This window comes from Tenacibaculum aestuarii, from assembly GCF_964510395.1.
Taxonomy (GTDB): domain Bacteria; phylum Bacteroidota; class Bacteroidia; order Flavobacteriales; family Flavobacteriaceae; genus Polaribacter; species Polaribacter aestuarii.
Genome location: NZ_CAZEFY010000003.1, coordinates 685,596 through 711,644, shown reverse-complemented (window position 1 = coordinate 711,644; position 26,049 = coordinate 685,596). Strand labels below are relative to the sequence as shown.

23 protein-coding genes are annotated in these 26,049 nt (G+C 32.6%); 15 read left to right on the top strand and 8 right to left on the bottom strand.

Annotated features, from left to right (window positions below; genetic code table 11):
• Positions 1-588 carry an acyl carrier protein phosphodiesterase gene (locus tag ACKTSU_RS09340; RefSeq protein ID WP_408036122.1) on the bottom strand — a complete coding sequence of 196 codons (588 nt, stop codon included), beginning with the start codon at positions 586-588 and terminating at the stop codon, positions 1-3.
• Positions 589-651: 63 nt separating this feature from the next.
• A complete protein-coding gene (locus tag ACKTSU_RS09335; RefSeq protein ID WP_408036120.1) occupies positions 652-2,115 on the bottom strand; it encodes an aminoacyl-histidine dipeptidase in 1,464 nt (487 codons plus the stop codon).
• A 71-nt stretch (positions 2,116-2,186) separates the two neighbouring features.
• On the opposite strand from ACKTSU_RS09335, the gene recR reads away from it, so the two are divergent.
• Positions 2,187-2,804, top strand: coding sequence for a recombination mediator RecR (gene recR / locus ACKTSU_RS09330; RefSeq protein ID WP_408036118.1), 618 nt, complete (start codon positions 2,187-2,189; stop codon positions 2,802-2,804).
• A gap of 30 nt (positions 2,805-2,834) precedes the next feature.
• Here the strand turns inward: recR and ACKTSU_RS09325 are convergent, their stop codons facing one another.
• From ACKTSU_RS09325 to ACKTSU_RS09310, 4 genes are read right to left on the bottom strand one after another with little or no spacing between them, the layout of a single operon-like run.
• A complete protein-coding gene (locus ACKTSU_RS09325) occupies positions 2,835-3,425 on the bottom strand; it encodes a CopD family protein (RefSeq protein WP_408036116.1) in 591 nt (196 codons plus the stop codon).
• A 2-nt stretch (positions 3,426-3,427) separates the two neighbouring features.
• Positions 3,428-4,456 carry a ferrochelatase gene (gene hemH / locus ACKTSU_RS09320; protein ID WP_408036114.1) on the bottom strand — a complete coding sequence of 343 codons (1,029 nt, stop codon included), beginning with the start codon at positions 4,454-4,456 and terminating at the stop codon, positions 3,428-3,430.
• A 13-nt stretch (positions 4,457-4,469) separates the two neighbouring features.
• Positions 4,470-4,985 (bottom strand): TrmH family RNA methyltransferase, encoded by a 516-nt coding sequence (locus tag ACKTSU_RS09315; protein ID WP_408036112.1) that lies wholly within the window; start codon positions 4,983-4,985, stop codon positions 4,470-4,472.
• Positions 4,986-5,040: 55 nt separating this feature from the next.
• Positions 5,041-5,925: a helix-turn-helix transcriptional regulator gene (locus ACKTSU_RS09310; protein ID WP_408036110.1), complete on the bottom strand. Its 885-nt coding sequence runs from the start codon at positions 5,923-5,925 to the stop codon at positions 5,041-5,043.
• Between the two features lie 210 nt (positions 5,926-6,135).
• On the opposite strand from ACKTSU_RS09310, the gene hemA reads away from it, so the two are divergent.
• From hemA to hemF, 10 genes are all read left to right on the top strand, one after another.
• Positions 6,136-7,407 carry a glutamyl-tRNA reductase gene (gene hemA, locus ACKTSU_RS09305; protein WP_408036903.1) on the top strand — a complete coding sequence of 424 codons (1,272 nt, stop codon included), beginning with the start codon at positions 6,136-6,138 and terminating at the stop codon, positions 7,405-7,407.
• On the top strand, positions 7,391-8,977 hold the full coding sequence (gene hemC / locus ACKTSU_RS09300) for a hydroxymethylbilane synthase (protein ID WP_408036108.1): 1,587 nt from the start codon (positions 7,391-7,393) through the stop codon (positions 8,975-8,977). Before hemA ends, hemC begins: the two co-directional genes overlap by 17 nt.
• Before the next feature lie 6 nt (positions 8,978-8,983).
• Complete coding sequence (locus ACKTSU_RS09295; RefSeq protein ID WP_408036106.1) at positions 8,984-9,490, top strand: hypothetical protein; 507 nt, start codon at positions 8,984-8,986, stop codon at positions 9,488-9,490.
• Positions 9,487-10,308: a tetratricopeptide repeat protein gene (locus tag ACKTSU_RS09290; RefSeq protein ID WP_408036104.1), complete on the top strand. Its 822-nt coding sequence runs from the start codon at positions 9,487-9,489 to the stop codon at positions 10,306-10,308. Before ACKTSU_RS09295 ends, ACKTSU_RS09290 begins: the two co-directional genes overlap by 4 nt.
• A gap of 18 nt (positions 10,309-10,326) precedes the next feature.
• Positions 10,327-11,289: a porphobilinogen synthase gene (hemB, locus tag ACKTSU_RS09285; protein ID WP_408036103.1), complete on the top strand. Its 963-nt coding sequence runs from the start codon at positions 10,327-10,329 to the stop codon at positions 11,287-11,289.
• A gap of 65 nt (positions 11,290-11,354) precedes the next feature.
• On the top strand, positions 11,355-12,641 hold the full coding sequence (gene hemL, locus ACKTSU_RS09280) for a glutamate-1-semialdehyde 2,1-aminomutase (RefSeq protein WP_408036102.1): 1,287 nt from the start codon (positions 11,355-11,357) through the stop codon (positions 12,639-12,641).
• Positions 12,642-12,719: 78 nt separating this feature from the next.
• Positions 12,720-13,751 (top strand): uroporphyrinogen decarboxylase, encoded by a 1,032-nt coding sequence (gene hemE, locus ACKTSU_RS09275; RefSeq protein WP_408036101.1) that lies wholly within the window; start codon positions 12,720-12,722, stop codon positions 13,749-13,751.
• Positions 13,752-13,771: 20 nt separating this feature from the next.
• Positions 13,772-14,374 carry a TlpA family protein disulfide reductase gene (locus ACKTSU_RS09270; protein ID WP_408036100.1) on the top strand — a complete coding sequence of 201 codons (603 nt, stop codon included), beginning with the start codon at positions 13,772-13,774 and terminating at the stop codon, positions 14,372-14,374.
• A 71-nt stretch (positions 14,375-14,445) separates the two neighbouring features.
• Complete coding sequence (locus ACKTSU_RS09265; RefSeq protein WP_408036099.1) at positions 14,446-15,192, top strand: EI24 domain-containing protein; 747 nt, start codon at positions 14,446-14,448, stop codon at positions 15,190-15,192.
• Positions 15,193-15,221: 29 nt separating this feature from the next.
• A complete protein-coding gene (gene hemF / locus ACKTSU_RS09260) occupies positions 15,222-16,124 on the top strand; it encodes an oxygen-dependent coproporphyrinogen oxidase (protein ID WP_408036098.1) in 903 nt (300 codons plus the stop codon).
• A gap of 8 nt (positions 16,125-16,132) precedes the next feature.
• Here the strand turns inward: hemF and ACKTSU_RS09255 are convergent, their stop codons facing one another.
• A complete protein-coding gene (locus ACKTSU_RS09255; protein WP_408036097.1) occupies positions 16,133-18,769 on the bottom strand; it encodes a DEAD/DEAH box helicase family protein in 2,637 nt (878 codons plus the stop codon).
• A gap of 250 nt (positions 18,770-19,019) precedes the next feature.
• On the opposite strand from ACKTSU_RS09255, the gene ACKTSU_RS09250 reads away from it, so the two are divergent.
• A complete protein-coding gene (locus tag ACKTSU_RS09250) occupies positions 19,020-20,330 on the top strand; it encodes a dihydrolipoamide acetyltransferase family protein (protein ID WP_408036096.1) in 1,311 nt (436 codons plus the stop codon).
• A gap of 47 nt (positions 20,331-20,377) precedes the next feature.
• Here the strand turns inward: ACKTSU_RS09250 and ACKTSU_RS09245 are convergent, their stop codons facing one another.
• Positions 20,378-22,351: an alpha-ketoacid dehydrogenase subunit alpha/beta gene (locus ACKTSU_RS09245; protein WP_408036902.1), complete on the bottom strand. Its 1,974-nt coding sequence runs from the start codon at positions 22,349-22,351 to the stop codon at positions 20,378-20,380.
• Between the two features lie 143 nt (positions 22,352-22,494).
• Here ACKTSU_RS09245 and ACKTSU_RS09240 point away from each other — a divergent pair, with 143 nt between their 5' ends.
• The 3 genes from ACKTSU_RS09240 (at position 22,495) to ACKTSU_RS09230 (ending at position 26,041) form a co-directional block, all read left to right on the top strand.
• Entirely contained in the window at positions 22,495-23,235 is a 741-nt protein-coding gene (locus tag ACKTSU_RS09240; RefSeq protein ID WP_408036095.1) for a DUF6263 family protein, read from the top strand.
• A gap of 208 nt (positions 23,236-23,443) precedes the next feature.
• Positions 23,444-24,265: a hypothetical protein gene (locus ACKTSU_RS09235; RefSeq protein ID WP_408036094.1), complete on the top strand. Its 822-nt coding sequence runs from the start codon at positions 23,444-23,446 to the stop codon at positions 24,263-24,265.
• Positions 24,266-24,322: 57 nt separating this feature from the next.
• Entirely contained in the window at positions 24,323-26,041 is a 1,719-nt protein-coding gene (locus ACKTSU_RS09230; RefSeq protein ID WP_408036093.1) for a tetratricopeptide repeat protein, read from the top strand.
• Positions 26,042-26,049 lie beyond the last annotated feature (8 nt).

Sequence of the window (26,049 nt, the reverse complement as noted above, 5' to 3'; positions counted from 1 at the left end):
TTAACTTAATTCTTCTAGTTTTTGGTGTGAAAAAGTGCGTAAATCTTCAAAAAAAGTGGTAAAATCGTTTTCAAAAATAGTATAGTGTTCTAGTAGGTCTTCCGTGGCTAAGTTCATGTGAGATTTACCATTGGTGCGCCTGTTCATTCCATTTAATACTTCTTGAATGCCTTTAGCAAACTGATAATTGTATAACCAGTTGTATTCAATCATGTATGGAAGCATCTCTTGAGTTCTTTGAGGAAGAATGTTGAAATTTTTTTGTAGTAAATTATAGACAGAATTTACATAAACGTCTAACGGAATTTGTGAGTAATTTTTCCAGTTTTTAGATAAAAAATGATCGTAGAAAATGTCAATAATAACTCCGTCGTAGTGTCGGTAACGTTCATGTAAACGTCGTTTACTTATTCTAACAATTTCATGCGCATCTGTATAGGTGTCTATTTCTCGGTGTAGTAAAATGCCTTTTTGAATATCTTCATGATAGTGAGAAAAGTTTTTTCCTTTTACATGATCGGCAATAAAGTTACCAATCATTACATTGGTGATATTATCGGAAAGATATAAATGCGCTAAAAAATTCATTTTATAAATGTAAACAAAAAACCACAACAGAAAAGTTGTGGTTTAAAAGTTTATGTGCAAAATTTAGTTTTTTACTGGAGTGTTCTTTAAAATCTCTAGTAAAAACTTCCAGAATTTTTGCGTTGATGATATTTGCGCACGCTCATCAGGTGAGTGTGCACCTTTAATATTTGGACCGAAAGAAACCATATCTATTTCTGGGTAGTTTTGACCTAAAATACCACACTCTAATCCAGCATGACATGCAGCCACAATAGGTTTTTCGTTGTGTAATTCTTCGTATAAGTTAGTTACAGTTTTTAAAATTTCAGAATTTACGTTTGGTAACCATCCTGGATACGAACCAGAAAATTCTACGTCAAAACCAGCTAATTCGAAAGCTGAACGTAATGAGTTAGCTAAGTCCCATTTATTAGTTTCTGATGAAGAACGTGTTAAACATCCAATTTTAATAGCACCGTCTTTTACAATAATACGGGCAATGTTGTTTGATGTTTCTACTAAGCCTTCAATATCAGGATTCATACGATACACGCCATTCAAAGCAGCGTAAACCGCTTTAATTAATCCTTCTTGAACACCTAAGTCCATTACAGTTTCAGGAGTGTCAACTTCTTTTAATTCAATAGTTAGATTAGGTTCTAGTGTTGAAAACTCAGCTTTGATGTTGTTGATAAGCTCATGAATTTCAAATAAGAAAGGTTCTTTGGAAACAGTGTCAATCACAACTGATGAAAAGCTTTCACGAGGAATAGCATTACGTAAACTACCTCCGTTTATTTCAGCAACACGTAATCCAAAGTTTGTAAAACCATCAAATAATAAACGGTTCATAATTTTGTTAGCGTTCCCTAATCCTTTGATGATGTCCATTCCAGAGTGACCACCATTTAGTCCAGTAACAGAAATTTCATAAGCGATTGTGTTTTCAGGAGTAGCTTCTTCACTATAACTTCTTGTAGCTGTAACATCTACACCACCAGCACATCCCATTCCTATTTCGTCATCTTCTTCTGTGTCAAGGTTTAATAAGATTTCACCTTCTAACAATCCACCTTCAAGTCCCATTGCACCTGTCATGCCAGTTTCTTCATCAATTGTGAATAAAGCTTCAATAGCAGGGTGAGGAATATCAGTAGATTCTAAAACTCCCATAATAGCAGCAACACCTAAACCGTTGTCAGCTCCTAAAGTAGTTCCATCAGCCTTAACCCAATCACCATCTACAAACATTTTAATTCCTTCAGTATCAAAATCAAAAACTGTATCTGCATTTTTTTGGTGTACCATATCTAAGTGGCTTTGCATAACTACTGTTTTACGGTCTTCCATTCCAGCTGAAGCAGGTTTGCGAATAATCACGTTTCCTACTTTGTCAACCATGGTTTCAAGGTTTAATTTTTTACCAAAATCAACCATGAATTGAATGACTCTTTCTTCTTTTTTTGATGGACGAGGAACAGCATTTAAATCGGCAAAGTTTTTCCAAATAGCTTTTGGTTCTAGGTTTCTTATTTCTGAATTCATTGTGAATTGAATGTTTAATTTTAAAGCTACGAAGATACTTAATCCTTATTGAAAAATTGTAAATTCGCAGTATGGATTTTTCGTCGAAATTATTAGAAAATGCAGTAAATGAAGTAAGTCGATTACCAGGGATTGGTAAACGAACAGCACTTCGTTTGGTATTACATTTATTGAAGCAACCGAAAGAGAATACGAAGTATTTAACAGAAGCATTAACGCATCTACGTAACGATGTAAAATCATGTAAGAAGTGTCATAATATTTCAGATACGGTGCTGTGTGATATTTGTAGTAATCCGAAGCGAAATGCAGAGATTGTATGTGTGGTAGAAGATATTCGTGATGTGATGGCGATTGAAAATACAGCACAATACAGAGGTTTGTATCATGTGTTAGGAGGGAAAATTTCACCTATTGAAGGAATTGGTCCTCAAAACTTACAAATTGAATCCTTAGTAGAAAAAGTAAAAGAAGGCGAAATTAAAGAGTTGATTTTTGCCTTAAGTTCTACGATGGAAGGTGATACAACCAACTTTTATATTTACAAGCAAATAGAACAATACGGAATTACAACCTCTACGATTGCTAGAGGAATTTCGGTAGGAGATGAGTTAGAATATGCAGATGAGGTTACACTTGGGAGAAGTATTGTGAATAGGATACCGTTTGAACAATCGATAAAGGGATAAAAAAAACGAAGTTTTAAACTTCGTTTTTTCCTAATTATCATTTTTTTTATCCTCATCAATCAATTCTTGTTCGTATTTATCCCACGATTTCTTAGCTCTCACTTTTTTATAATAACGAATACCAACCATCAATAATACTCCAAATAAGATAATTCCTACAACGCCCCAAATCCAGTTAATGGCACTTTTTAAAACGACTAAAAATACAACAGCGAATAAAATTACAGTTGGAATTTCATTAAATATGCGGAGTTTATTAGGTGTGTATTTAATCTCATCACGTTGTAGTTCTTTGTAGATTTTGTGGCAAAATCCGTGGTAAAAATACAGCGCTAATACAAAGGCTAATTTCACATGCATCCACGGCATTTTTAAATAATAAGGATTTTTATATAGCATCCAAAAAGCAAAAAAACTTGCTAAAAATAAAGAAGGCCAAGTAATAATGTACCATAAACGTTTAGACATTAACTTGTATTGGGTTTGTAATATAGACTTGGCTGGTTCGTCTTTTTTTTCTGCCTCTACATGGTAAATAAACAGACGACCTATATAAAATAAACCAGCAAACCAAGTTACTACAAATATAATGTGTAATGCTTTTACGTAATAAAAATCCATAATTAATCCTTATTGAAATCGTTAATCCATCCTGCTAATACATCCACCCATTCGTCGTTGTCGTTAATACAAGGAACTGTATGGAATTCTTCACCACCAGCTTCTAAAAACTCGTGTTTACCTTCCATTGCAATTTCTTCTAAGGTTTCTAAACAATCAGAAACAAAAGCAGGAGTTACAATAGCTAATTTTTTAATGCCGTCTTTTTCTGCTTTGTTAACAATAGTTCTATCGGTATAAGGTTGTAGCCAAGGGTCTACACCTAAGCGAGATTGAAATGAAGTTGATACTTTATTTTCGTCTAAACCTAATTCAGAAATCACATTTTTAGTAGTTTGATAACATTGATGACGGTAGCAATACTTATGAGCTTCTGAAGGAGTATTACAACAACTTAAATTTCCTGCTTCAGGGTTACAATGCGATTTAGTGATGTCAGATTTTCTAATGTGACGCTCTGGAACTCCATGATACGAGAATAAAATATGGTCGTAATCTTTATCAGATAAATAATCCTTTATACTATTAGATAATGCTTTAATATATTCTGGTTTGTTGTAAAAAGCAGGTACATCAGTAATTTTCATGTTAGTAAAGAGTTCTTTTCTTAATTCTTCAGCTAATATCAAAATAGTTTCAGTAGTTGCCATGGCAAACTGAGGGTATAACGGAACTAATAGTACTTCTGTAACACCCTTATCATGTAGTTCTTGTAATCCACTTTTAATTGAAGGATTTCCATAGCGCATGGCTAAAGCAACAGGGAGTTTTGTTTTTGCTTGTACCTTATTTTGTAAACGTTCTGATAGTATAATTAAAGGAGAACCTTCTTCCCACCAAATTTTTTCATAGGCTTCTGCCGATTTTTTAGGACGAGTATTTAAAATAATACCTTTAACAATAAATGTTCTTAACCAATAAGGAACGTCAATAACACGTTCATCCATTAAAAATTCCCCTAAGTATTTTTTTACATCTTTTGGGTTTGTACTTTCTGGTGATCCAAGGTTTACTAATAAAACTCCTTTCATATTTTGGCTGAATTTATTTCAGAATCTTTTTATTTAATTGGTTTGTTGTTTCGTATAGAGCAATAGCTAAACTATGAATTACATTCATGCTAGAATTTCGACCGTACATTGGTATAGCAACTGTTGCGTCTACCAAATTAACGTTTTCTATACCGTTTCTTTCGCTACCCAAAAGTAACACAATTTTCGAATGTGGACTGAAATCGTAATCGCTAATATCTATACTTTCATCGGTAATTTCAATTCCAATAATCGTGTTTCCTTCTTCTTTTAATTGATGGATAAGTTGTTCAAAATTCCCATATGTATTATGTGGTATTTGTTGAACCGTATTTCGAGCAGTTTTCTTAACAATTCTGTTCTCTATAGAAGGAGAGCTTTCGTGTAAATAGATTTTAGATACCCCAAAACTTTCTGAAATTCGAAAACACATTCCTATGTTTTCAGGAGTTCGGATAGCGTCGCAAACAATAGTTATAGGAAAACTTTGTTGGTTGTTTTCTATATCGTAATGAGTTAGTTGTTTCATTTGTTTTTAGTTGAAAAGTTAGAAGGTTTAAAAGTTTCTAAAGTTTATATTTTGCCTACTGACTCAAACTCATTACATATTGTTTAGGTGTAGTGCCAAATTTCTTTTTAAAAGCAGCAATAAAGTGACTAGAAGTGCTGTAACCAACATGTAATCCAACCTCATTTACATTGTATTGGTTACTTTCTAGAAGTTTACGGGCATGATCCATTTTGTAATCAAATAAGAAACTATATACAGTATCTCCATAAATTTGTTTAAAACCTTCTTTTAATTTTTTAAGGTTTAATCCTACTTCATTAGCTAGGTCTTGTAAACTTGGTGGTTCACTCATTCTAGAGATAATAATGTCTTTTGCTTTTCTAATTTTTAAAACTTCTCTGTCATCAACTAAGAAAGGACAGTATTCTTCGTTAGTATTTTCTCCACTATCAAAATGTAAACTCAGTAATTCGTATGTTTTTCCTTTAATATAAAGGTCTCGCATAGAACTTTGGTTTTGAGCTGTTAATATTTGCTGAAGCACAAATAATACATTTGGATTTATTTCAGCGTTGTCATAATACTTTTTATTCTTGTTGTTTTCACTTAAAAAAGGAATGTAGCTCGCTTCTTTAGAAAAAAAAGTGTGGAACTTTTCAATAGAAATCAACACAGAAACTAGTGAGGTTTTTGGTAAAATCTCTAAGTTAATTGGAAGGTTTTGCTGAGGGTTGTATAAGAAAATAGAATGCTTATCTAATACGTTAAAAGTATAGCTGTTGTTGTTAAAATGAAACTTACAATTACCTTTAACACAGTAGTGTAGTTGTATGTAAGAGTTGTCTATATCTCTTTTGTAAAACTCAGTTTCATCAGAGTTGTTTTGAAATTTTAGTACAAAAAAACCCTTTTCTAGCGAAACTTCTCTAAATGTACTTTCTGCGATATTTTTTGACATAGATTCTATGTTTTTTTAAAGCTTGTTATTTAGAATGATTCTAAAATAATATATCTCTACAAGCCTAATTTACTGCAAAAATACACTTTTGAATAGGTTTTTGGTGTGTTTTTAGGTGAAAAAGCAAATAGCGACATTAAAAGTTCTTTTAGCGATACTTTTTTTTATTCAATATTTATATTTTTGACCGACTTTTTTGAAGAAGACTCAATGACAGTAGAAAACAAACAACAAGGCAACTTATACAACATAGGTGTTAGTTATAAAAAAGCTGATGCTGCAATTAGGGGGAAGTTTAGCATTTCTAAAGAAAATCAGAAAGCACTTTTAAAAGAAGCAAAGCAAAACGGTGTAGACGGTATTTTTGTATTGTCAACCTGTAACAGAACAGAAATCTGTGGTTTTGCCGAACATCCTTTTCAGCTAATTAGTATGTTGTGTAAATATTCAAACGGAACTGTTGAAGAATTTGCAGGCGTATCTAACGTATATAAAAACAACGAAGCTATTAACCATTTATTCAGAATGGGGACCGGTTTAGATAGTCAAATTTTAGGAGACTATGAAATCGTTGGTCAGTTACGTCAAGCTTTTAAACAAGCAAAAAAGTTAGGAACTACCAATGCGTATTTTGAGCGTTTGTTAAATCACGTTATGCAAGCGAGCAAGCGTGTTAAGAACGAAACAAAATTAAGTTCAGGTACCACTTCAGTATCTTATGCTGCGGTACAGTACATCATTAGTAATTTACCAGATTACAATTCGAAAAATATTTTAGTTTTCGGATTAGGTAAAATGGGGAAACACACCTGTAAAAATTTAGCAGAATACACGCAAAACAAATCGGTAAGTTTAATTAATAGAACTGAGGAAAAAGTTTCGGAGTTTGTAAAAGAACATCCATTAATTAGAGATGCTAAGTACGCTGATTTAACAGCTGAGGTAAATAATACAGATGTGTTAATTGTCTCTACAGGAGCTAGTTTTCCAACAATCACGAAAGAACACATTCCTGCAGATAAAGAATTATTGATTTTAGATTTATCGATGCCTGCGAATGTTTCTAAAGAAGTAGCTGAGTTAGAAAATGTAACTATTGTAAATGTTGATGATTTATCTAAAGTTACTGATGAAACTTTAGCAATTCGCCAACAAGAAGTTCCAGTTGCTGAAGCAATTATCGATACTCACAATCAAGAGTTTCAAGAGTGGTTAAATCACAGAAGATTTACACCAGCTATTACAGCGTTAAAAGAATCATTACAAACGATTCAACAAGACGAAATAGCATTCCATAAAAAGAAAATTAAAAATTTTGATGAAGAACAAGCAGAAATATTAACATCAAGATTTATTCAAAAAATAACTACACAATTTGTAAAACACTTAAAAGACGAAGAAACTTCGGTAAATACAAGTATTGAAGTAATGGCTAAAGTGTTTGGTGCAAATTTACAAGCAATCCATGCAGAAGATAATTAGAATAGGTACACGTGATAGCCAATTGGCTATGTGGCAAGCAACAAAAGTTCAAAAACTTTTAGAAGAATTAGGACATGAAACTAAAATAATACCCGTTAAATCAGCGGGTGATTTAATTTTAGATAAACCCCTTTATGAGTTAGGAATCACAGGGATTTTTACTAGAAATTTAGACATCGCTATGTTAAATGATGATATTGATATTGCGGTGCATTCAATGAAAGATGTTCCTACAATATTGCCAGAAGGTATCATACAAGCTGCAGTTTTAAAACGTGCTAATTATAACGATATTTTGTTGTTAAAAGACAATGAGGAATTCATGTCGCAACCAAATGGAGTAATTGCAACGGGTAGTTTACGTAGAAAAGCTCAGTGGTTAAACCGTTATCCAACACATAAAGTAGAAGGGTTACGAGGAAACATTAATACACGTTTACAAAAGCTAGAAGATAATAATTGGAACGGAGCTGTTTTTGCTGCAGCAGGATTAGAACGTGTAGGATTACGACCAAAAGGAGCAGTGAACTTAACATGGATGATCCCAGCTCCAGCTCAAGGTGCAATCATGATTACTGCTTTAGATGAAAACGAAGAAATTAAAGAGATATGTGCCGAGTTAAACGATAAAGATACCGAAATCTGTACGGGTATAGAACGTGAGTTCTTGAATCGTTTAGAAGGAGGTTGTACAGCACCTATCGGAGCTTTGGCTTTTATAAATGAAAAGGAAGAAGAAATTAACTTTAAAGGGATTTTACTAAGTAGAGATGGTAAGAAGAAGATTGAAGTTAGTAAAAAAGTAAAAGTTGGTAAGCATAAGTATGTAGCAAAAGATTGTGCAAATTATGTGATAGATAAAGGAGGAAAGCTAATTATGATTGAAGATGAAGGAATTGAAAAACAATTTTCAGTTTATTCAACCAAAAAATTATCAGAAGCACAAAAGAAACTATTACCAACACATATGCATGTTGAGGATAGTGATTTTATTAAAATCCGTTTTAATAGAATTGCTCCTAAGGTGATTAAAAATGGAATAGAGAACGTAATTATCACCAGTAAAAACGGAGTAGAATCAATATTAAATTCTTTTACTTCAGAAGAATTACAGTTCAAAAATATTTACTGTGTTGGTCGAAGAACCAAAAAGTTAATCGAGCAACGTATAGGTAAAGTAACACATTCAGAAAGAAATGCTAAAAAACTATCTGAATACTTGTCAAAAGAATTAAAAGGGCAAGAAGTTACTTATTTCTGTAGTGATTTACGTTTAGATACCCTTCCTATGCTTTTAAAAGCAAACGGAGTTACGGTAAATGAAGTAGAAGCTTATAAAACCATGTACAGTCCAACTAAGGTTGATGAGAAGGTAAATGGAGTATTATTCTATAGCCCATCAACAGTAGAAAGTTATATGGAAGAAAACGCTGCTGATAAAATTGCATTTTGTATAGGTGAAAGTACGGCGAATGAAGCTAAAAAGCATTTTAAAGAAGTACAAATAGCAAAGATGCCAACAGTAGAAAGTGTTATTGAGCTAGTAAACTTACACTTTGTAAAATCTTAACATAAGATGAAAGAGGTATTTTATTTTATGTGTTTTCTTTTTCTTGTAAGCTGTAAAAAGCAGAGTACAGAAAAAGTTACTTATCCACGCCAAATAGGTGATATTAGTTACGATGTCAAATTAGACAATCCAAATTTTATCCCGTGTAATGGAGATGATAAAATACTTCAATATTTTAATACAGGTAAAGGGTTTGAGTATGAAGGAGGTAAAAAAGAATTAGAAGATTTATTTGAGAAAAAGTATACTCATATAAAGGTAGATGAAAGCGGACTGATAAGGATTCGTTTTATTGTTAACTGTAAAGGAGAGACAGGAAGGTTTAGAGTTATACAAATGAATGATAACTATAAACAATTTACTTTTGATGATAGAATAACTAATCAGTTGTTGACGATAACTCAAAGTTTAGATGGTTGGAAAGTGAAAGAAAATAATGGTGCTGAAATAGATTATTATCAATATTTGATTTTTAAAATTGAAAAAGGAAACCTTATTGAAATTTTACCATGAGATTAATCATAACGTATTTTCTATTTTTTTTTGCAAGTAAAATTTTTGCTCAAAACTGTGAAGCTTATAAGTTGGAAGGCAATTTAAAAAAATACGAAGCCTGTAAAAAACAAAAAGAAGCATATAAATATTATCAATTCACAAAAGAGTATCAAGAGTTATTAGACGAGGTTATACAGATAGATTCTACTTATGATAATGCTTATTGGGCTAAATCAATTGCATATTTAAAAAGTGGTGATTTTTTATCATGGAAACCATTAATTGATAAGGCAGTAGAGTTAAACCCTAAAATGCATTTAGGTTATAGAGGATGGTGTAGATATCAATTTTTTAGAGATTATAAAGGCGCTATAAAAGATATAGAAGAATTCGAAAAGCTAATAAAAGATGATATAGGATATTGTCAAAATGGAGATTATCATTTGCTGATAGCAAAAGCAATATGTTATAAAGCAATTGATGAAAAAGATAAGGCAATAAAAATAATAGAGAATTATTTAAAAGAGAATGATGGTGAACCAGACTTGTATAACTATTATCACCTTGGAGTTTTGTATTTCGAAAAAGGAGATTATCAACAAGCTTTAATAAAATTTAATAAACAAGGAGAAAATAATGATTTAGCGAGTAATAGATATTATATGGCTATGTGTTATAAGTATCTTAAAAATATTCATAAATACAAGCAAGAAATATTAAAAGCTAAAAAGTTATCAGATGAAGGTTATGTGTTGAAAGACCCTTACACACATCATTATGACAAGGTTTATTTGTCTCAAATAATAAAAGAAATAGATATAAGTAAAGAGTTTTAAAACTTTTAAACTAAAACTATGTTTAGAACACGCAGACTAAGAAAAACAGAAAATATTCGTCGTTTAGTTAGAGAAAACAAACTATCGGTTGATGATTTTGTATATCCATTATTTATTGAAGAAGGAACAGGTATCGAAACTGAAATTCCTTCAATGCCAGGAATCAACCGTTATTCGTTAGATACCATTTCTAAGGAATTAGATGAGGTTGTAGCATTAAAAATTCCAGCAGTTTTGTTATTTGGAATTCCATCTAAAAAAGATGATGAAGGTACCGAAACATGGAATGATAACGGAATTATGCAAGAAGCTATCCGATTCATAAAAAAGAATTATCCGAGTTTATATGTAATTACCGATGTATGTTTTTGTGAATATACCTCACATGGCCACTGCGGAGTAATACATGATAATGATGTAGATAACGATGCTACTTTAGTAAATTTAGCGAAGCAAACAGTATCGCATGCCAAAGCAGGAGCAGATATGGTAGCACCATCAGGAATGATGGATGGAGCTATAGTAATGATGCGTGAAGCATTAGATAATACAGGTTTTGCAAACTTACCAATCATGGGGTATTCAGTAAAATACGCTTCAGGATTTTATGGGCCTTTCAGAGAAGCGGTAGATTCAGCACCATCATTTGGAGACAGAAGAACCTATCAAATGGATCCTTCTAATAGAGATGAAGGTTTACGTGAAGCAACTTTTGATGATGAAGAAGGAGCAGATATTTTAATGGTAAAACCAGCTTTGTCGTATCTAGATATCATCAGAGATTTAAAAAATAATTTTGATAGACCTATTGCTTGCTATAATGTAAGTGGAGAATACTCAATGATAAAAGCAGCTGCTGAAAAAGGCTGGATTGATGGTGAAAAAGTAATGATGGAAAGCTTATTGTCTATGAAAAGAGCAGGAGCAGATATTATCATTACCTACTTTGCTAAAGAAGCAGCAAGAGTTTTAAATAAATAGCTATTAGTTATTTGCTGTTGGCAATTTGCTAATAGCTAAAGGCCAATAGCCAAAAGCTAAATAAAATGTTCAAAAAATCACAAGAATTATATAACAAAGGATTAGTAAACCTAGTAGGAGCGGTAAATTCACCAGTACGTGCATTTGCATCCGTAGGAGGTAATCCTTTATTCATAAAAAAAGCGAAAGGAAGTAAAATTATCGACGTTGATGATAATTCGTATATCGATTTAGTATTATCATACGGTCCAATGATTTTAGGTCACCGTCATAAAAAGGTAGAAAAAGCTGTAAAAAAAGCGTTAAAAAACGGATACTCTTTTGGGGCGTCAACAAAAGGTGAGATAAAACTTGCAAAAATTGTTTGTGATGCTTTCCCTGGAATGGACAAAGTACGTTTTGTAAATTCTGGTACAGAAGCGGTATTAAGTGGAATTCGTTTAGCGAGAGCGTATACAGGAAAAGATAAAATTATCAAGTTTGCTGGTTGTTATCACGGGCACCAAGATGCTTTATTAGTAGCTGCAGGTTCTGGTTTAGCGACCTTGAGTTTACCAGGAAGTAAAGGGGTGCCAGAAGGAGCTGTAAAAAATACGTTGATAGCGAATTATAATGACTTAGAAAGTGTAAAAGCACATTTTGAAGCGCACGATGATATTGCAGGAGTTATTTTAGAACCTATTGCAGGAAATATGGGGGTAGTAACTCCTCAAAACGATTTCTTAAAAGAGTTAAAAGAGTATGTAAACTCGAAAGGAGCTTTATTAATTATTGATGAGGTTATGACAGGTTTCCGTTCTAAGTTTGGAGGAGCTCAAGAATTGCTAGGAGTAGAAGCTGATATTACTTGTTTAGGAAAAGTAATTGGTGGAGGATTCCCAGTAGGAGCTTATGGTGCTCGTAATGAAATTATGGAAATGGTAGCCCCATTAGGAGGAATGTATCAAGCAGGAACTTTATCAGGAAATCCAATTGCCATGGCAGCAGGAATTTCTACTTTAACAGAATTGAAGAAACAAAATCCGTATGAAAAGTTCAACGAAATCGCTCAAATTATTGAGGTATTCTTGTTAGAGTCAGCTAAAAAATACGGAGTAGAAATTACAGTTAATCGATTTGGTTCGATGATTAATCCATTTTTCACGAATAAGAAAGTAACTAATTTTGAAGAAGCACAAACTTCAGATACAAAGAAGTATGCTACTTTCTTCTGGGAAATGACTAAAAACGGAGTGTTTTTACCTCCAAGTCAGTTTGAAGCATGGTTCTTGTCTTCAGCGTTAACTGAAAAAGATATTCAAAAGATTACAAATGCCATTGATAAGTCGATGGAAGCTGTATCAAAAATGTAGAACAAATAAATAGTTATTACAAAGAAATGAAGTGAGTGTAAAATTACTTCAGTCTGTTAGTAATGGCGTAGAAGAGATATGATAAAAAACGATTTATTTTTAAGAGCGTTAAAAGGAGAAACTGTCGATCGTCCACCAGTATGGATGATGCGTCAAGCAGGAAGATATTTACCAGAATTTATGGAATTACGTGAAAAGTACGATTTCTTTACACGTTGTAAAACTCCTGAATTAGCTTCTGAAATAACAGTGCAGCCTATCCGTAGATATGGAATGGATGCAGCTATTTTGTTTTCAGACATTTTAGTAATTCCACAGGCAATGAATATTGAAGTGGAAATGAAGCCAAATTTTGGTCCTTATTTACCAAATCCTGTTAGAGATAGAAAAGGGTTAGATAACGTAATTATTCCAGATATTCATGAAGAGTTAGGTTATGTAATGGATGCTATTAAAGCAACCAAAGAAAAACTAAATGATGAGATTCCATTAATTGGTTTTGCTGGTTCACCTTGGACGATTTTATGTTACGTTGTACAAGGGCAAGGATCTAAAAATTTTGATAAAGCAAAAGAATTTTGTTTTACGCAACCAGTTTTGGCACACGAATTGCTTCAGAAGATAACCGATACCACTATTGCGTATTTAAAAGAAAAAGTAAAAGCAGGTGTAAATGCTGTACAAGTTTTTGATTCTTGGGGAGGAATGTTATCTCCAACCGACTATCAAGAATTTTCATGGCAGTACATCAATCAAATAATAGAAGCATTAAAAGATGATGCTCCAGTTATCGCTTTTGGTAAAGGATGTTGGTTTGCCTTACATGAAATGGCACAATCAAATGCATCAGCCTTAGGAGTAGATTGGACATGTTCAGCAAGAAATACACGTTATTTAACAGGAGGGAATATTACTCTACAAGGTAACTTTGACCCTTCAAGATTGTTGTCTCCACCAGCTGAAATAAAAAAGATGGTACACCAAATGATTAATGAGTTTGGTAAAGACAAATATATTGTTAACTTGGGGCACGGAATTTTACCTAACATCCCGCTAGAGAATGCCAAGGCATTTATTGATGCGGTTAAAGAGTATAAAGCCGATAGATAACCCCCTTTAAATAATTAAAAATGAAGAACTTATTTTTTGTTTTGACGTGTTTTTTAACGACTGTTAGTTTCGCTCAAAATAAAACGTATTACAATTTTGCAGTAAATAATTGTGTAGAAGAAAGTACCGAAGGTTTGATTGATAAGTGCATTAAAGGCTCTTATTTGTTAAATTACAACTTTACTACAATAGATAGCAAAACGGTAAGTACAGACAAAATTAACAAGCCAATCGTACTTATAGCCAATGCTACTTGGTCAGCTCCTTGTTGGGGAGATGTACCAGCTTTAAATGCTATGGTTGAAAAATATCATAATAAGTTAGAGTTTATTATGATTTTTTGGGACAAAGAGGCAAAAGTTAAGAAAATGGCTGAAAAGCTAGATAAAAGAGTTAAGCTAGTACCTGCAAGAGATATAGATAAGGTTGAAAAAGGACATTTAGATATTAGCGGTTTTGTTCATAAACTAGATTATCCTACAGCTTACTTAATTGATAAAGACAAGCAATTTATCAATGTTAAAAGAGGAGCAGCTACACCAACAAAAGAAGTTGGTTGGGATGAAGTAAACGAAATTAATACTAAGAATTTCGAAGACTTTTTAGCACCAATTTTAAAGTAGTTTAAATAACAATATTTTTTAAACCTCTTTCCTAATCGAAAGAGGTTTTTTATTTTCACACAAAAAAAGAAATGATACAAAATATTGTAAAAGGAATTCAAGCATACTTCGGAGCATTTGGACTAATATCTAAATTAAAGCTATGGAAATATTTTATCATACCAATGTTTATAAGCTTATTAACAGCAACGTTTGTAGGTTTCATTGCTTATACCTTTTCAGATAATATAGGTCATTATGTAGCTAATTTTTGGAAATGGGAATTTGGTAAACAAACCTTTGAGGTAATTAGCACTTTTATAAGTGGATTGATAATAGTCGTAATAGGATTGGTATTGTATAAACATATCGTAATGGCATTATCAGCACCTTTTATGAGTCCAGTTTCAGAAAAAATAGAAGATCATCTTAGAGGTGAAGATCATACTCATAGAATAACTTCTTTTCAAGAACAATTAATTAGAGGGATACGAATAAACCTAAGAAATTTAACAAGAGAATTGTTGTTAACCATTCCTATCCTATTATTAGGATTCATCCCTGTTATAGGTATTATTTCAACCGTATTATTGTTCTTAATGCAAGCCTATTACGCAGGTTTTGGTAATATGGATTATACGCTTGAACGTCATTTTAAGTATCGAGAAAGTATTAATTTTGTAAAAGAGAATAAAGGATTAGCAATAGGAAACGGAATAGTATTCATACTTTTTTTATTAATCCCTATAATCGGAGTAATCCTTGTATTACCATTATCAGTTACTGCAGCTACTACTGAAACTATTAAGAAAATACAGCTTAAAAAATTACCAGAATAAGTACTTTTGCACTTCAATAGAATCAACACATGAAAGAACAATTTTACGCCTATATCCAACAATTACAAGACACGATCACTTCAAAATTAGAAGAAGTAGATGGTAAAGCGAAGTTTCAAGAAGACTTATGGGATCGTACTGAAGGTGGTGGAGGTAGAACTCGTGTGATTGAAAATGGAGACATTTTTGAAAAAGGAGGTGTAAATATTTCAGCAGTATATGGTGAATTACCAGAGGTGTTAAGAAAGCAGTTTGGAGTAGAAAGTGGAGATTTCTTTGCCTGTGGGTTGAGTTTGGTAATACACCCTAAAAATCCGTTTGTACCTACGGTACATGCCAACTGGCGTTATTTTGAAATGTATGACGGAGAAGGAAATATTGTTACCCAATGGTTTGGAGGCGGACAAGATTTAACTCCGTATTATTTATTTGAAGAAGATGCAGTGCATTTTCATTCGGTTTGTAAAGAAGCCTGTGATAAACACCATCCTGATTTTTATCCGAAGTATAAAGAAACTTGCGATAACTATTTTTGGAATGCACATCGAAATGAAGCCCGTGGTTTAGGAGGTTTGTTCTTTGACTATTTAAAAGAAACAGAAGAGTTTTCAATGCAAGATCGATACGATTTTGTTACTGAAGTAGGAAACAGCTTTTTAAACTCGTATGTGCCTATTGTAGAGAGAAGAAAAGATATAGAGTATACTCAAGAGCATAAAGATTGGCAAGAAGTGCGTAGAGGTCGTTATGTCGAGTTTAATTTGGTACACGATAGAGGAACATTATTTGGATTGAAAACCAATGGACGTATTGAAAGTATTTTAATGAGTTTACCACCTACGGTACAATGGAAATACAATCACCACCCAGAAGAAGGTTCGGAAGAAGCGAAATTATTAGAGGTATTAGCAAAACCTAAAAATTGGGTGTAAGTCTAAGATTATTTCCAAACAATATTTTTCTTAGTAAGCTCATTATTCACATTGTGAATATGGAAAAGGCGTGCTTTTAGCAGAAACTTTCTTCCATTAATTGTTCGTGTATACACTAATTTAGACTTACCAAGGTGTTTGTTCCAACAAGTTTGAAAAATTTCGGTTTCTTTTTTACGAGCACTAAAAATTTCTGGAACCGAAAAGAAGTTGTTCAATTTTAGTTTTTTACGAAACCAGTTCGTTTTTATTAATAAATATTTCGGATTGTTGATAGGCTGTAATAATTCATCCAAAGCTTTTATAAATAAAGTACTTTCGTATCGATTGGTGCCATGAATGGTGCAAGAAACATTTCCTTTAGCTAATAATTCAGTCTTAATTTGTATTTCGTTGAGAGGTGTTGTTAAGTGATTTAATCTATTGAGTGATTCTAAAATAGCAGATGCCATTTTATCTATTTTCTTATGAACCAATCCAAAGTATAAATACAGTTGAACAGACTTATAAATTTTGTAGCCAAAAGTTAATCCTAAAGCTGATGATAGCACAAATAGGAAGTAAACAATTCCTTTTTGTAATAAAATATTAAAGTTTTTAATGATAAATTCAGGAAGAAAAAAGGACAGTCCAATAATAATTTCTCCAACGGTATATTTCACAATATCTTGATAATACAATTTTTTCAGTTGAGGATATTGTTTGTTTTTTTCATTGTAAAAGGTAAGTTCTTTAATAACTCCTTTTCCATTATTAACGGCATTTTCCCATCGTTGAGCGATTAAATTCCTATTTTTAGAAAGTGCTAAAGTCTTTTTGTTTTGTTGTTGAATATCTTCATCGATAAAATTAGTTGGAAGCTGTAAACGATCAATTCCGTTAGAAATAACAGTGTTATTATTGTTATTGATACCTAAAAAGGCATTAAAACGACGAGCAAGAATTTCAAAATCTCGTCCTCCAAATTCACTTGTGGTATCTATACATGCTAAATGCCAAATCAAACCCACTTTATGAGGGTTTTGATTATCTATCCGAATTGCACGACCTCTCATTTGATTTGAAGTAACAAACGAGCCAACTACGGAAGCTAAAATTAAACTGTTGATTGAAGGTGCATCCCAACCTTCTCCTAATAGTGATTTGGTACCAACTAAAATTTTGATATGACCAATCTCAAAAAGTTTTGTAATAACTTCGACAATAGTAAGTTTAGAAGCAGTAGTACTTGTAAGAATTACAAATTCAGTATCAGATTTTATAGGCGTGTAGTTGTAGTTTTGAATGTTATCAATCAATCCTAATTTAGCAATAAGACTACTATGAAAAACAACCAAACTACCAGATAGAATAGCTAAACTGGTTTTGTCTCTTGTTGAAACCCGCACATGATGAAAAATAGGAACAACTCCTAGTTTTTTGATTTCTTTAATTTCTGATTGAGGACAATTCAGATATTCTTTCCTAATGTAATCAGATAAAATAACACAACGTAAATCGTCTTGTAAGTTTTGCTGTTCTTGTTGAACAATGGTAGTAATGCTTTTCAGTTTACTCGGACTACTACTCAGTGATTTATATAAAAGTTCATTTCCTACTAGATTGACTTTATTTTTGCTAAAAACAGCCAACTCTCGAAGTCTTTTTTCTAAAATTTCAAGATACGTTTCATGTTCAACAAGGTTTTTACGGTCAATCACTAATAAGTGTTGAAATAAAATTTGAATCCATTCATGGGTTATTGAAGGAAATTCAATTGTTTCCTTTTTATCAAAACCTAATACTTCTAATTTCTCAATAGGAATAGTTTCTCCTGATTCGTGTAAGAAAATTAAAAGAGAAGAAAAGAAGTCAGAAAACTTGTAAAGTTCTTCTAAGTTTTCTTCAGTTTTAGCATAAAAACGATGTTGTTTTAAAAAAGAGATAAACTCAGTATTTTTTAAAATATCGGTAACAAACAGAGCAATTTTTAACCGAAATTCAGCAATAAAATTAATTTCCTGATTTTCTGGTTTGGATAGAAATACTAAATCTTGATGTGGGCATAAATTATGTTCTTTAACTAAATCAGGAACTACAATTTCATCATCGATTTCTCCACACAGTTTAAAATATTTTTGAATTTCAGAATTGTCACTATCATAGGGTGGAGTAGCTGTTAAAGCAACTACTGTTTGAATGTGTTGCTCTTTCAAATTATATAAACATTTCCACCATTCATTTTTTAAATGATGCGCTTCATCTAATAATAAAACCTCAATTCCATGCTTTTTAAAGAAGTTATAATAAGCTTCTTTATCCTCAAAAGACTTATAAAAGCTATGTAATGCTTGATAGGTAGTAAATGTTATGTCAGACGGTTCTTTTATGTTGAATGACACTTGCGTAAAATTGCAATCTGTTGTAAAAAAGTTTTGCAATCGGTCTTCCCACTGATTTCTAATGGTTAACGTAGGTGCAAGAACCAAGGTTTTTTTACTAATTCGTTTAATGATTTCTATTCCTAAAATTGTTTTTCCAGAACCAGGAGGCGCCACGATATGAAAGTGATTATCATCTATATGTGAAGAGAAATTCTCTAACACTTTCGCTTGATAGGGTCTCCAATTGAATAAGAAATTAAGATTAGCAATAGAAGTGCTCAATAATTTTGATTTAGGTTAAAGACTTCAAAAATAGAATTTTGTATGGATAAACAAAACTTTGAGCATTGATTAGGTAATTCGTAAGAATATGTTGTTTTTAAGAAGATAAATGTAATTGATGTGTGGTTTTTAAGTGTTGTATTGTGAATAATTTAATAGAAGAGAAAAAAAGCAAAAATAATTAATGGATAAAAACGTGAAAAAATCATTGCTTTTTAGTAACTTCGCAAGCGTTAAAAATATATACACTATGGCTAGATACGAATTGAAGTTGCCTAAAATGGGCGAAAGTGTTGCAGAAGCAACGATTACTTCTTGGGTAAAAGAAGTTGGAGAAACTATTGATATAGATGATACCGTTGTTGAAGTAGCTACTGATAAAGTGGATAGTGAAGTACCTAGTGAAGTTGAAGGAACCTTAGTTGAAATCTTATTTGAAAAAGATGCTGTTGTGCAGGTAGGGCAAACAATTGCTATTATCGAAACAGAAGGTGGAGAAGGAGCAGCTACAGAAGCTCCGAAGAAAGAAGAAGCACAACCAGCAGCTGTTGAAGCGGTAGAAAAAACAGTTGAAGCAGCAAAAGAAACTGTTGCCACATCAATTGATACTTCTTCTAGCGATCGTTTTTACTCGCCATTAGTAAAAAGTATTGCACAAACAGAAGGAATTTCTGTTGAAGAATTAGACTCTATTTCAGGAACAGGAAAAGAAGGAAGAGTTACTAAGAATGATATTTTATCATATTTAGAAAATAGAGGAAGTCAACCAAAAGTAGCTGAAAAGTCTGCTGTAGCTCCAGTAAAAGCAGCCCCAGCTGAAAAAGTAGTATCAACACCTATTACCTTAGGAGGACAAGATCAAGTAATTGAAATGAGTCGTATGGGTAAATTGATTGCGAAGCATATGGTTGATTCAGTACAAACATCGGCACATGTTCAGTCTTTTATTGAAATAGATGTTACCAATATTGTAAACTGGAGAAACAAAGTAAAAGACGCTTATTTTAAGAGAGAAGGAGAGAAGTTAACCTTTACTCCAATCTTTATGCAAGCGGTAGCGCAAACAATCAAAAAACACCCATTAATCAACATTTCTGTTGATGGAGATAAAATCATCCAAAGAGGAAATATCAACTTAGGAATGGCAGCTGCTTTACCTGATGGAAATTTAATTGTTCCTGTGATTAAAAATGCAGATCAATTAAGTTTAGTGGGAATGACTAAGCAGGTAAATGATTTAGCAAACAGATCAAGAGCTAATAAATTAAAACCAGACGAAATCCAAGGAGGAACTTACACGGTAACAAACGTTGGAAGTTTTGGTTCAATTATGGGAACTCCGATCATCAACCAACCACAAGTGGCAATTTTAGCTTTAGGAGCTATTAGAAAAATGCCTTCGGTTGTTGAAACTCCAGAAGGAGATTTCATCGGAATTCGTCATAAAATGATTGTATCGCATTCATACGACCATAGAGTAGTGAACGGAGCTTTAGGAGGTATGTTTATCAAAACATTTAAAGAAATTTTAGAATCTTGGAGTGTAAATCAAGATTTTTAATAAAAATATAGATATTAAAAAAGCTCACTGAAAAGTGAGCTTTTGTATTAATAAGCGATTAGCTGTAGTAATTCTTCTTTAAAACGTTCTTTGGGTAAGTATTCCTTTTCTAAATTTCCTGCGAAAGGAATAGGAGTTTCAATACTTGCCACTCTTTTTACAGGAGCATCTAAATACTCAAAACAATTTTCCATAATAAGAGAAGAAATATCACTAGAAACACTTCCAAATAAAGAATCTTCTTGTAAAAGAATTACTTTTCCTGTTTTTTTAACCGAGTTGTAAATAGTTTCGGTATCTAAAGGTTGTAAGCTTCGTAAATCAATTACATCAGCTGATACGGTTACTTGCTCTAAGGTTTCTAAAGTCCAATGTACCGCAGCGCCAAAACTAATAATCGTAACCTCATTTCCTTCTTTTAAAACAGCCGCTTTACCTAAAGGTAGTGTGTAATAATCGGTAGGTACATCTTGATACGTGCTTCTATATAAGCCTTTATGTTCAAAGAATAACACAGGATTCGGATCGTTAATAGCAGCGGTTAATAATCCTTTTGCATCGTACGGAAAAGCAGGATATACTACTTTTAACCCTGGTGTTTTTGTAAACCATGCTTCATTAGTTTGTGAATGAAAAGGCCCCGCACCCACACCAGCGCCACAAGGCATTCGTATGACAATATCAGCTTCTTGGTTCCAACGATAATGCGACTTGGCTAATAGATTGACAATAGGATTAAAGCCTGTAGAAACAAAATCGGCAAATTGCATTTCCATTACAGCTTTCATTCCGTTGACCACCAATCCGTAAGCCAAAGAAACAATTGCGGATTCACAGATTGGCGTATTGCGAACTCTGTCTTTCCCAAAAGCTTCTACAAATCCTTCAGTAATCTTAAATACACCGCCATATTCTGCTACATCTTGTCCCATAATGACTAAATCGTCGTAACGCTCCATAGATTGCTTTAAGCCTTGTGAAATGGCGTCAATTAGGCGAATATTTTCAGTTACCGAATTAGGAGCTATAATATCTGGAGAAGAAGTTTTATATACATCATTTAATTCGTTTTCGATAGAGGAAGTAATAACTGGTTCATCAAAAGTAGTATTGAGATGTTCTTGGATGATATCTTTAAACTCATTGGTGAATTCTTCATTTTCTTCAGGAGTAAGAATTTTTTCTTTAATAAGGAAATTTCTATAATTTTCAATAGGGTCTTTTAAAGCCCATGTGTTCATCAATTCTTCAGGTACATACTTAGTTCCACTAGCTTCTTCGTGTCCGCGCATTCTGAAGGTTTTAAACTCCAATAAAATAGGTCTCGGATTTTCACGAATGCTCTCAGCTAGTTCAGAAACTTTGGTGTACACTTCTAAAATATTATTTCCATCAATGATATGAGATTCCATTCCGTAGCCAATACCTCTATCGGAAATATGTTCACAATTATATTGTTCTGAAGTAGGGGTGGAAAGCCCGTATCCGTTATTTTCTACACAAAATAAAACAGGTAAATTCCATACCGAAGCTACATTTAATGCTTCGTGGAAATCACCTTCGCTGGTACCACCATCGCCTGTAAAAACAGCGCAGGCTTTTTTATCATCTCTAAGTTTATTTGCAAGAGCGATTCCGTCAGCAATCCCTAATTGAGGACCTAAATGAGAAATCATTCCTACAAGTTTATATTCTTGAGTTCCGAAGTGAAAGCTACGATCTCTTCCCTTGGTAAAGCCGTTAGCTTTTCCTTGCCATTGAGAAAATAATCGGTATAAAGGAATTCCTCGAGTGGTGAAAACACCTAAATTTCTATGCATTGGTAGGATATATTCGTCACTTGTTAGCGCAGAAGTAACTCCTACAGATACTGCTTCTTGACCAATACCACTAAACCATTTTGATATTTTTCCTTGACGTAATAGGATTAACATTTTCTCTTCTATGAGCCTTGGTAAAAGCATTTGTTTGTATAGCTTAATTAGTGTATCATTGGTAAGATTTTCTTTTTTATAAAGCATTGAAACTTCGTTGTTTGTGTTAAGAATTGTTTTCATGGTTAAGTTATAGTTCTTCAAATGTGGCTAAAAAAAAAATAGAATCAAAATGAGAAATGAGAAATTTTAATTATATAAATTCGTAAAAAATTAAAACTTGATAAAAAATGACTAAAAAAATTATAGTATTGTTATTATTTATATCAACAATAACATTTGCGCAAGAAAAGGTGCTACTTCGTTTAAATTATGAAAAAGGTCAAAAGTACACTATGGACATGAAAATGGCTCAAGTAATAGGTGTTGATGTAATGACAAACAATATGCATATTCAAATGAAATATGATGTAACAGGAGTTTCAGATGATACTTATGAAAGTAGTGCTAAGATTACCAAAATGGTAATGGATATGAAACAAGGAGGAGTGAACGTATCATATGATTCAACCAAAAAGGATGAAGAACTAGATGAAATAGGTAAAATGATGAAGTCTAAAATGCAGCCAATGTTATCTGCCACAATTATAACAAAAGGTGATAATTTAGGAAATATTTTAGAAACTAAGGTTGAGCCTAGTAATATTAAAGGAGCGGAAGATTTTACAAAACAATCGAGTAGTGTAATTTATCCTAAAGAAGCAGTTGCTGTAGGTGATACTTGGACAAAAACTAAAAATGATGGCACATTGAATTTTAGTTTTATCTATAAAGTAAAATCAATTTCACAAAAAAATGTTTTAATAGATATTTCAGGAAAAATAACAGGAGCAGCAGAAGGTGATATCACTGGATCTATGGATATTGATAGAAGTACTGGTATGCCTTCAGAATCAAAAATTAATATGACAATGAATATACAAGGTCAAGATGCCACAACAAATATGACAGCTAAGTTTACAAAAGGATAAAATGTAAAGTAATCTAAATAGACATAAAATAAAAGCTCAGGTTTTCCTGAGCTTTTTTTGTTAAAAAACAGTTAAAATACTTTAAGTAAGTGTTTTATAATTTGGTAACTTTGTTAATCTCTCACTAAACCTCTCATACGTAGAGGTATGTTTACTTTTTTTAAGTGAGTCCTCTAGCAATTTTTTTATAACTAAAACTACTACAATTATGAAAACATCTAAAGTAATGTTGCTATTTGGGCTCTTGCTGTTAATGGTAATTCCAAGTACTATTTTTGCTCAGAACGAAAATCAACGTCCAGCTTACATCACTGTAACTACTGGACATTGGAACATGGACTATGAAAATTTTGATAGGAAAGAATGGATTGCTGTAGAAAAAGAGTTTTTAGATAAAGTTGCTAAAAAGAACGAGTTTATAATTAGGTCTTTTGTGTTTTTACATCGTTTTACGCCAGACAACACAGAGATAATTTTTGTAACCACCTATTCTTCTTGGGATAATATTGATAAAGCTTCTCAAAGAAATGATGAATTAGCAAAAGAAGCATGGCCAGATGAAGCAGAAAGAAAAGCTTATTTTAAAGAGAGAAATGCCTATTACGCAGATACTCATTCAGATGAAATTTATGTACCTATTGCAGGAGCAAAAATGTTGGCTCCATCAGATAAAGAGATGATATGGCTGGTTGTAAAAGGTCATTTTGCTTTTCCTGAAGATGGTTCTAGAAAAGAGTTTGATGCTCTTAGTAAAGAATATCTTGATAATGTGATTAATAAAAATGAATATATAAAAGGTTATTATCAACATGGACATGCTTGGGGAGCGGATAGAACAGAATATGTAAGAGCATTCGTAATAGAATCAATGGGGGATTTAGATAAAATGGGAAAAAGAAGTACCGAACTTTTTAAAGAACATTGGTCAGATGAAGATAAAAGGAAAGAGTTTGGTAAAAAAATGGGGAAATATTTTACAGGTAAACACGGAGATTACATTTATACCTCTGTGCCAGAACTAACCAAATAATAGGTAAAAGCTCAGAAGAAATTCTGAGCTTTTACTTTTTAGATTAAAAATAGAGATATGAGATATTCTATTGTAATAATTATATTCCTTATTTTTTCATTTGGATGTAAAGACTCAAGTAAAAAGAAAGAAAAAGTTGTAATCACCTCTACAAAAGCATGTGTTCCAATAACATCAGATAAAGAGTGGTATAACAATGACAACAAGGCTCCTTTGTTTGAAGGTCTTGGAGATTTGTATTACCCCATTTCTACGAATGATTCATTGGTTCAAAGATATTTCAATCAAGGTTTAACCTTAGCCTATGGTTTTAATCATGCTGAAGCCGCTCGTTCTTTTTATTATGCAATTAAGCTAGATCCTAATTGTGCTATGGCTTTCTGGGGTTATGCTTATGTACTTGGACCTAATTATAATGCGGGTATGGAAAGTGATAATTACGAACGTGCTTATAAAGCTATTCAAGAGGCGAAAAAACTGTCAAAATATAATACAACTGAAAAGGAAAGAGATCTTATTGAAGCTCTTTCTAAAAGATATGCGGATAGAATCCTAGAAGACCGTAGTTCATTAGATCAGGCATATGCGAATGCGATGAAAGCACTATATGTTAAATATCCTGATGACTCCCAAATAGGAGTGCTATATGCAGAATCTTTAATGAATTTACATCCTTGGGATTTACAAGATAAAAATGGGAAAGACAAAGAATGGACTCCAGAAATTATTTCCACTTTAGAAGATGTTATAGAAAAATACCCTAAACATCCCGGAGCTCATCATTTTTATATTCATGCTGTAGAAGCGTCAGATACACCTGATAGAGCATTGACAAGTGCTGAATTATTTGATAAAGGACTTGTGCCTAACGCAGGTCATTTGGTACATATGCCTTCTCATGTATATATTAGAACAGGTGATTATAATAAAGGTACTTTAGCTAATTTACAGTCTATAAAGGTAGATAGTGCCTATGTAACAGCGTGTAATGCGCAAGGTGTATATCCCCTAGCATATTATCCTCACAACCAACATTTCATGTCAGCTACTGCTACTTTGGAAGGAAACAGTAAATGGGCGTTTTATGCCGCTGAAGCTCTGCAAAGAAACACTAATAAACAGCTAATGAAGGAACCAGGTTGGGGTACTATTCAGCATTACTATACGATACCTTTTTATATTTATGTGAAGTTTGGTAAATGGGATGATATACTTACGATAGAAAATGAGGTTCCCGAACTGGATTACCCGACAGCAATATTGCATTATGCTAAAGGAATGGCTTATGTAGATAAAGGAAATATAAAAGCTGCCAAAAGCGAGCTTCAAGCTTTAGAAAGAATAGCTTCGAATGAAGAGTTACGAGCAATTACTATTTGGGAGATTAATTCTGTCTACGAATTGTTACAAATAGCAAGTAAAGTGCTTAAAGCAGCAATACTTTCACAAGAAAAAAACTACGATCAAAGTATTGTTTTATTAAAAGAAGCTGTAGCTATTGAAGATGCTTTAAATTATAATGAACCACCTGATTGGTTTTTCTCTGTTAGGCATCATTTAGGAGCCGTACAATTAGATGCAGGGAAATACCAAGATGCGATAAACACATATACTCAAGATTTAAAAAATCTACCTAAAAATGGGTGGGCGCTAAAAGGCCTAAGTATAGCCTACTCAAAATTAGGTGATGTAGCAAATCAAGTAGAAACAGAAAATAAATTTAATGATGTATGGAAAACTTCTGATATTGAGTTGAAATCATCCGTGGTAAAATAAATTATTAG

What these genes read in the sequence shown, in the direction of transcription:
- ACKTSU_RS09230 (WP_408036093.1), top strand. Translation starts at nt 24,323, where the DNA reads ATGAGATATTCTATTGTAATAATTATATTCCTTATTTTTTCATTTGGA.
- hemL (WP_408036102.1), top strand. Translation starts at nt 11,355, where the DNA reads ATGTTCAAAAAATCACAAGAATTATATAACAAAGGATTAGTAAACCTA.
- hemE (WP_408036101.1), top strand. Translation starts at nt 12,720, where the DNA reads ATGATAAAAAACGATTTATTTTTAAGAGCGTTAAAAGGAGAAACTGTC.
- hemF (WP_408036098.1), top strand. Translation starts at nt 15,222, where the DNA reads ATGAAAGAACAATTTTACGCCTATATCCAACAATTACAAGACACGATC.
- ACKTSU_RS09325 (WP_408036116.1), bottom strand. Translation starts at nt 3,425, where the DNA reads ATGGATTTTTATTACGTAAAAGCATTACACATTATATTTGTAGTAACT.
- ACKTSU_RS09295 (WP_408036106.1), top strand. Translation starts at nt 8,984, where the DNA reads ATGAAAGAGGTATTTTATTTTATGTGTTTTCTTTTTCTTGTAAGCTGT.
- hemA (WP_408036903.1), top strand. Translation starts at nt 6,136, where the DNA reads ATGACAGTAGAAAACAAACAACAAGGCAACTTATACAACATAGGTGTT.
- ACKTSU_RS09250 (WP_408036096.1), top strand. Translation starts at nt 19,020, where the DNA reads ATGGCTAGATACGAATTGAAGTTGCCTAAAATGGGCGAAAGTGTTGCA.
- recR (WP_408036118.1), top strand. Translation starts at nt 2,187, where the DNA reads ATGGATTTTTCGTCGAAATTATTAGAAAATGCAGTAAATGAAGTAAGT.
- ACKTSU_RS09235 (WP_408036094.1), top strand. Translation starts at nt 23,444, where the DNA reads ATGAAAACATCTAAAGTAATGTTGCTATTTGGGCTCTTGCTGTTAATG.
- ACKTSU_RS09290 (WP_408036104.1), top strand. Translation starts at nt 9,487, where the DNA reads ATGAGATTAATCATAACGTATTTTCTATTTTTTTTTGCAAGTAAAATT.
- ACKTSU_RS09310 (WP_408036110.1), bottom strand. Translation starts at nt 5,925, where the DNA reads ATGTCAAAAAATATCGCAGAAAGTACATTTAGAGAAGTTTCGCTAGAA.
- hemH (WP_408036114.1), bottom strand. Translation starts at nt 4,456, where the DNA reads ATGAAAGGAGTTTTATTAGTAAACCTTGGATCACCAGAAAGTACAAAC.
- ACKTSU_RS09240 (WP_408036095.1), top strand. Translation starts at nt 22,495, where the DNA reads ATGACTAAAAAAATTATAGTATTGTTATTATTTATATCAACAATAACA.
- ACKTSU_RS09270 (WP_408036100.1), top strand. Translation starts at nt 13,772, where the DNA reads ATGAAGAACTTATTTTTTGTTTTGACGTGTTTTTTAACGACTGTTAGT.
- ACKTSU_RS09265 (WP_408036099.1), top strand. Translation starts at nt 14,446, where the DNA reads ATGATACAAAATATTGTAAAAGGAATTCAAGCATACTTCGGAGCATTT.
- ACKTSU_RS09335 (WP_408036120.1), bottom strand. Translation starts at nt 2,115, where the DNA reads ATGAATTCAGAAATAAGAAACCTAGAACCAAAAGCTATTTGGAAAAAC.
- hemB (WP_408036103.1), top strand. Translation starts at nt 10,327, where the DNA reads ATGTTTAGAACACGCAGACTAAGAAAAACAGAAAATATTCGTCGTTTA.
- ACKTSU_RS09315 (WP_408036112.1), bottom strand. Translation starts at nt 4,985, where the DNA reads ATGAAACAACTAACTCATTACGATATAGAAAACAACCAACAAAGTTTT.
- ACKTSU_RS09340 (WP_408036122.1), bottom strand. Translation starts at nt 588, where the DNA reads ATGAATTTTTTAGCGCATTTATATCTTTCCGATAATATCACCAATGTA.
- ACKTSU_RS09245 (WP_408036902.1), bottom strand. Translation starts at nt 22,351, where the DNA reads ATGCTTTATAAAAAAGAAAATCTTACCAATGATACACTAATTAAGCTA.
- hemC (WP_408036108.1), top strand. Translation starts at nt 7,391, where the DNA reads ATGCAGAAGATAATTAGAATAGGTACACGTGATAGCCAATTGGCTATG.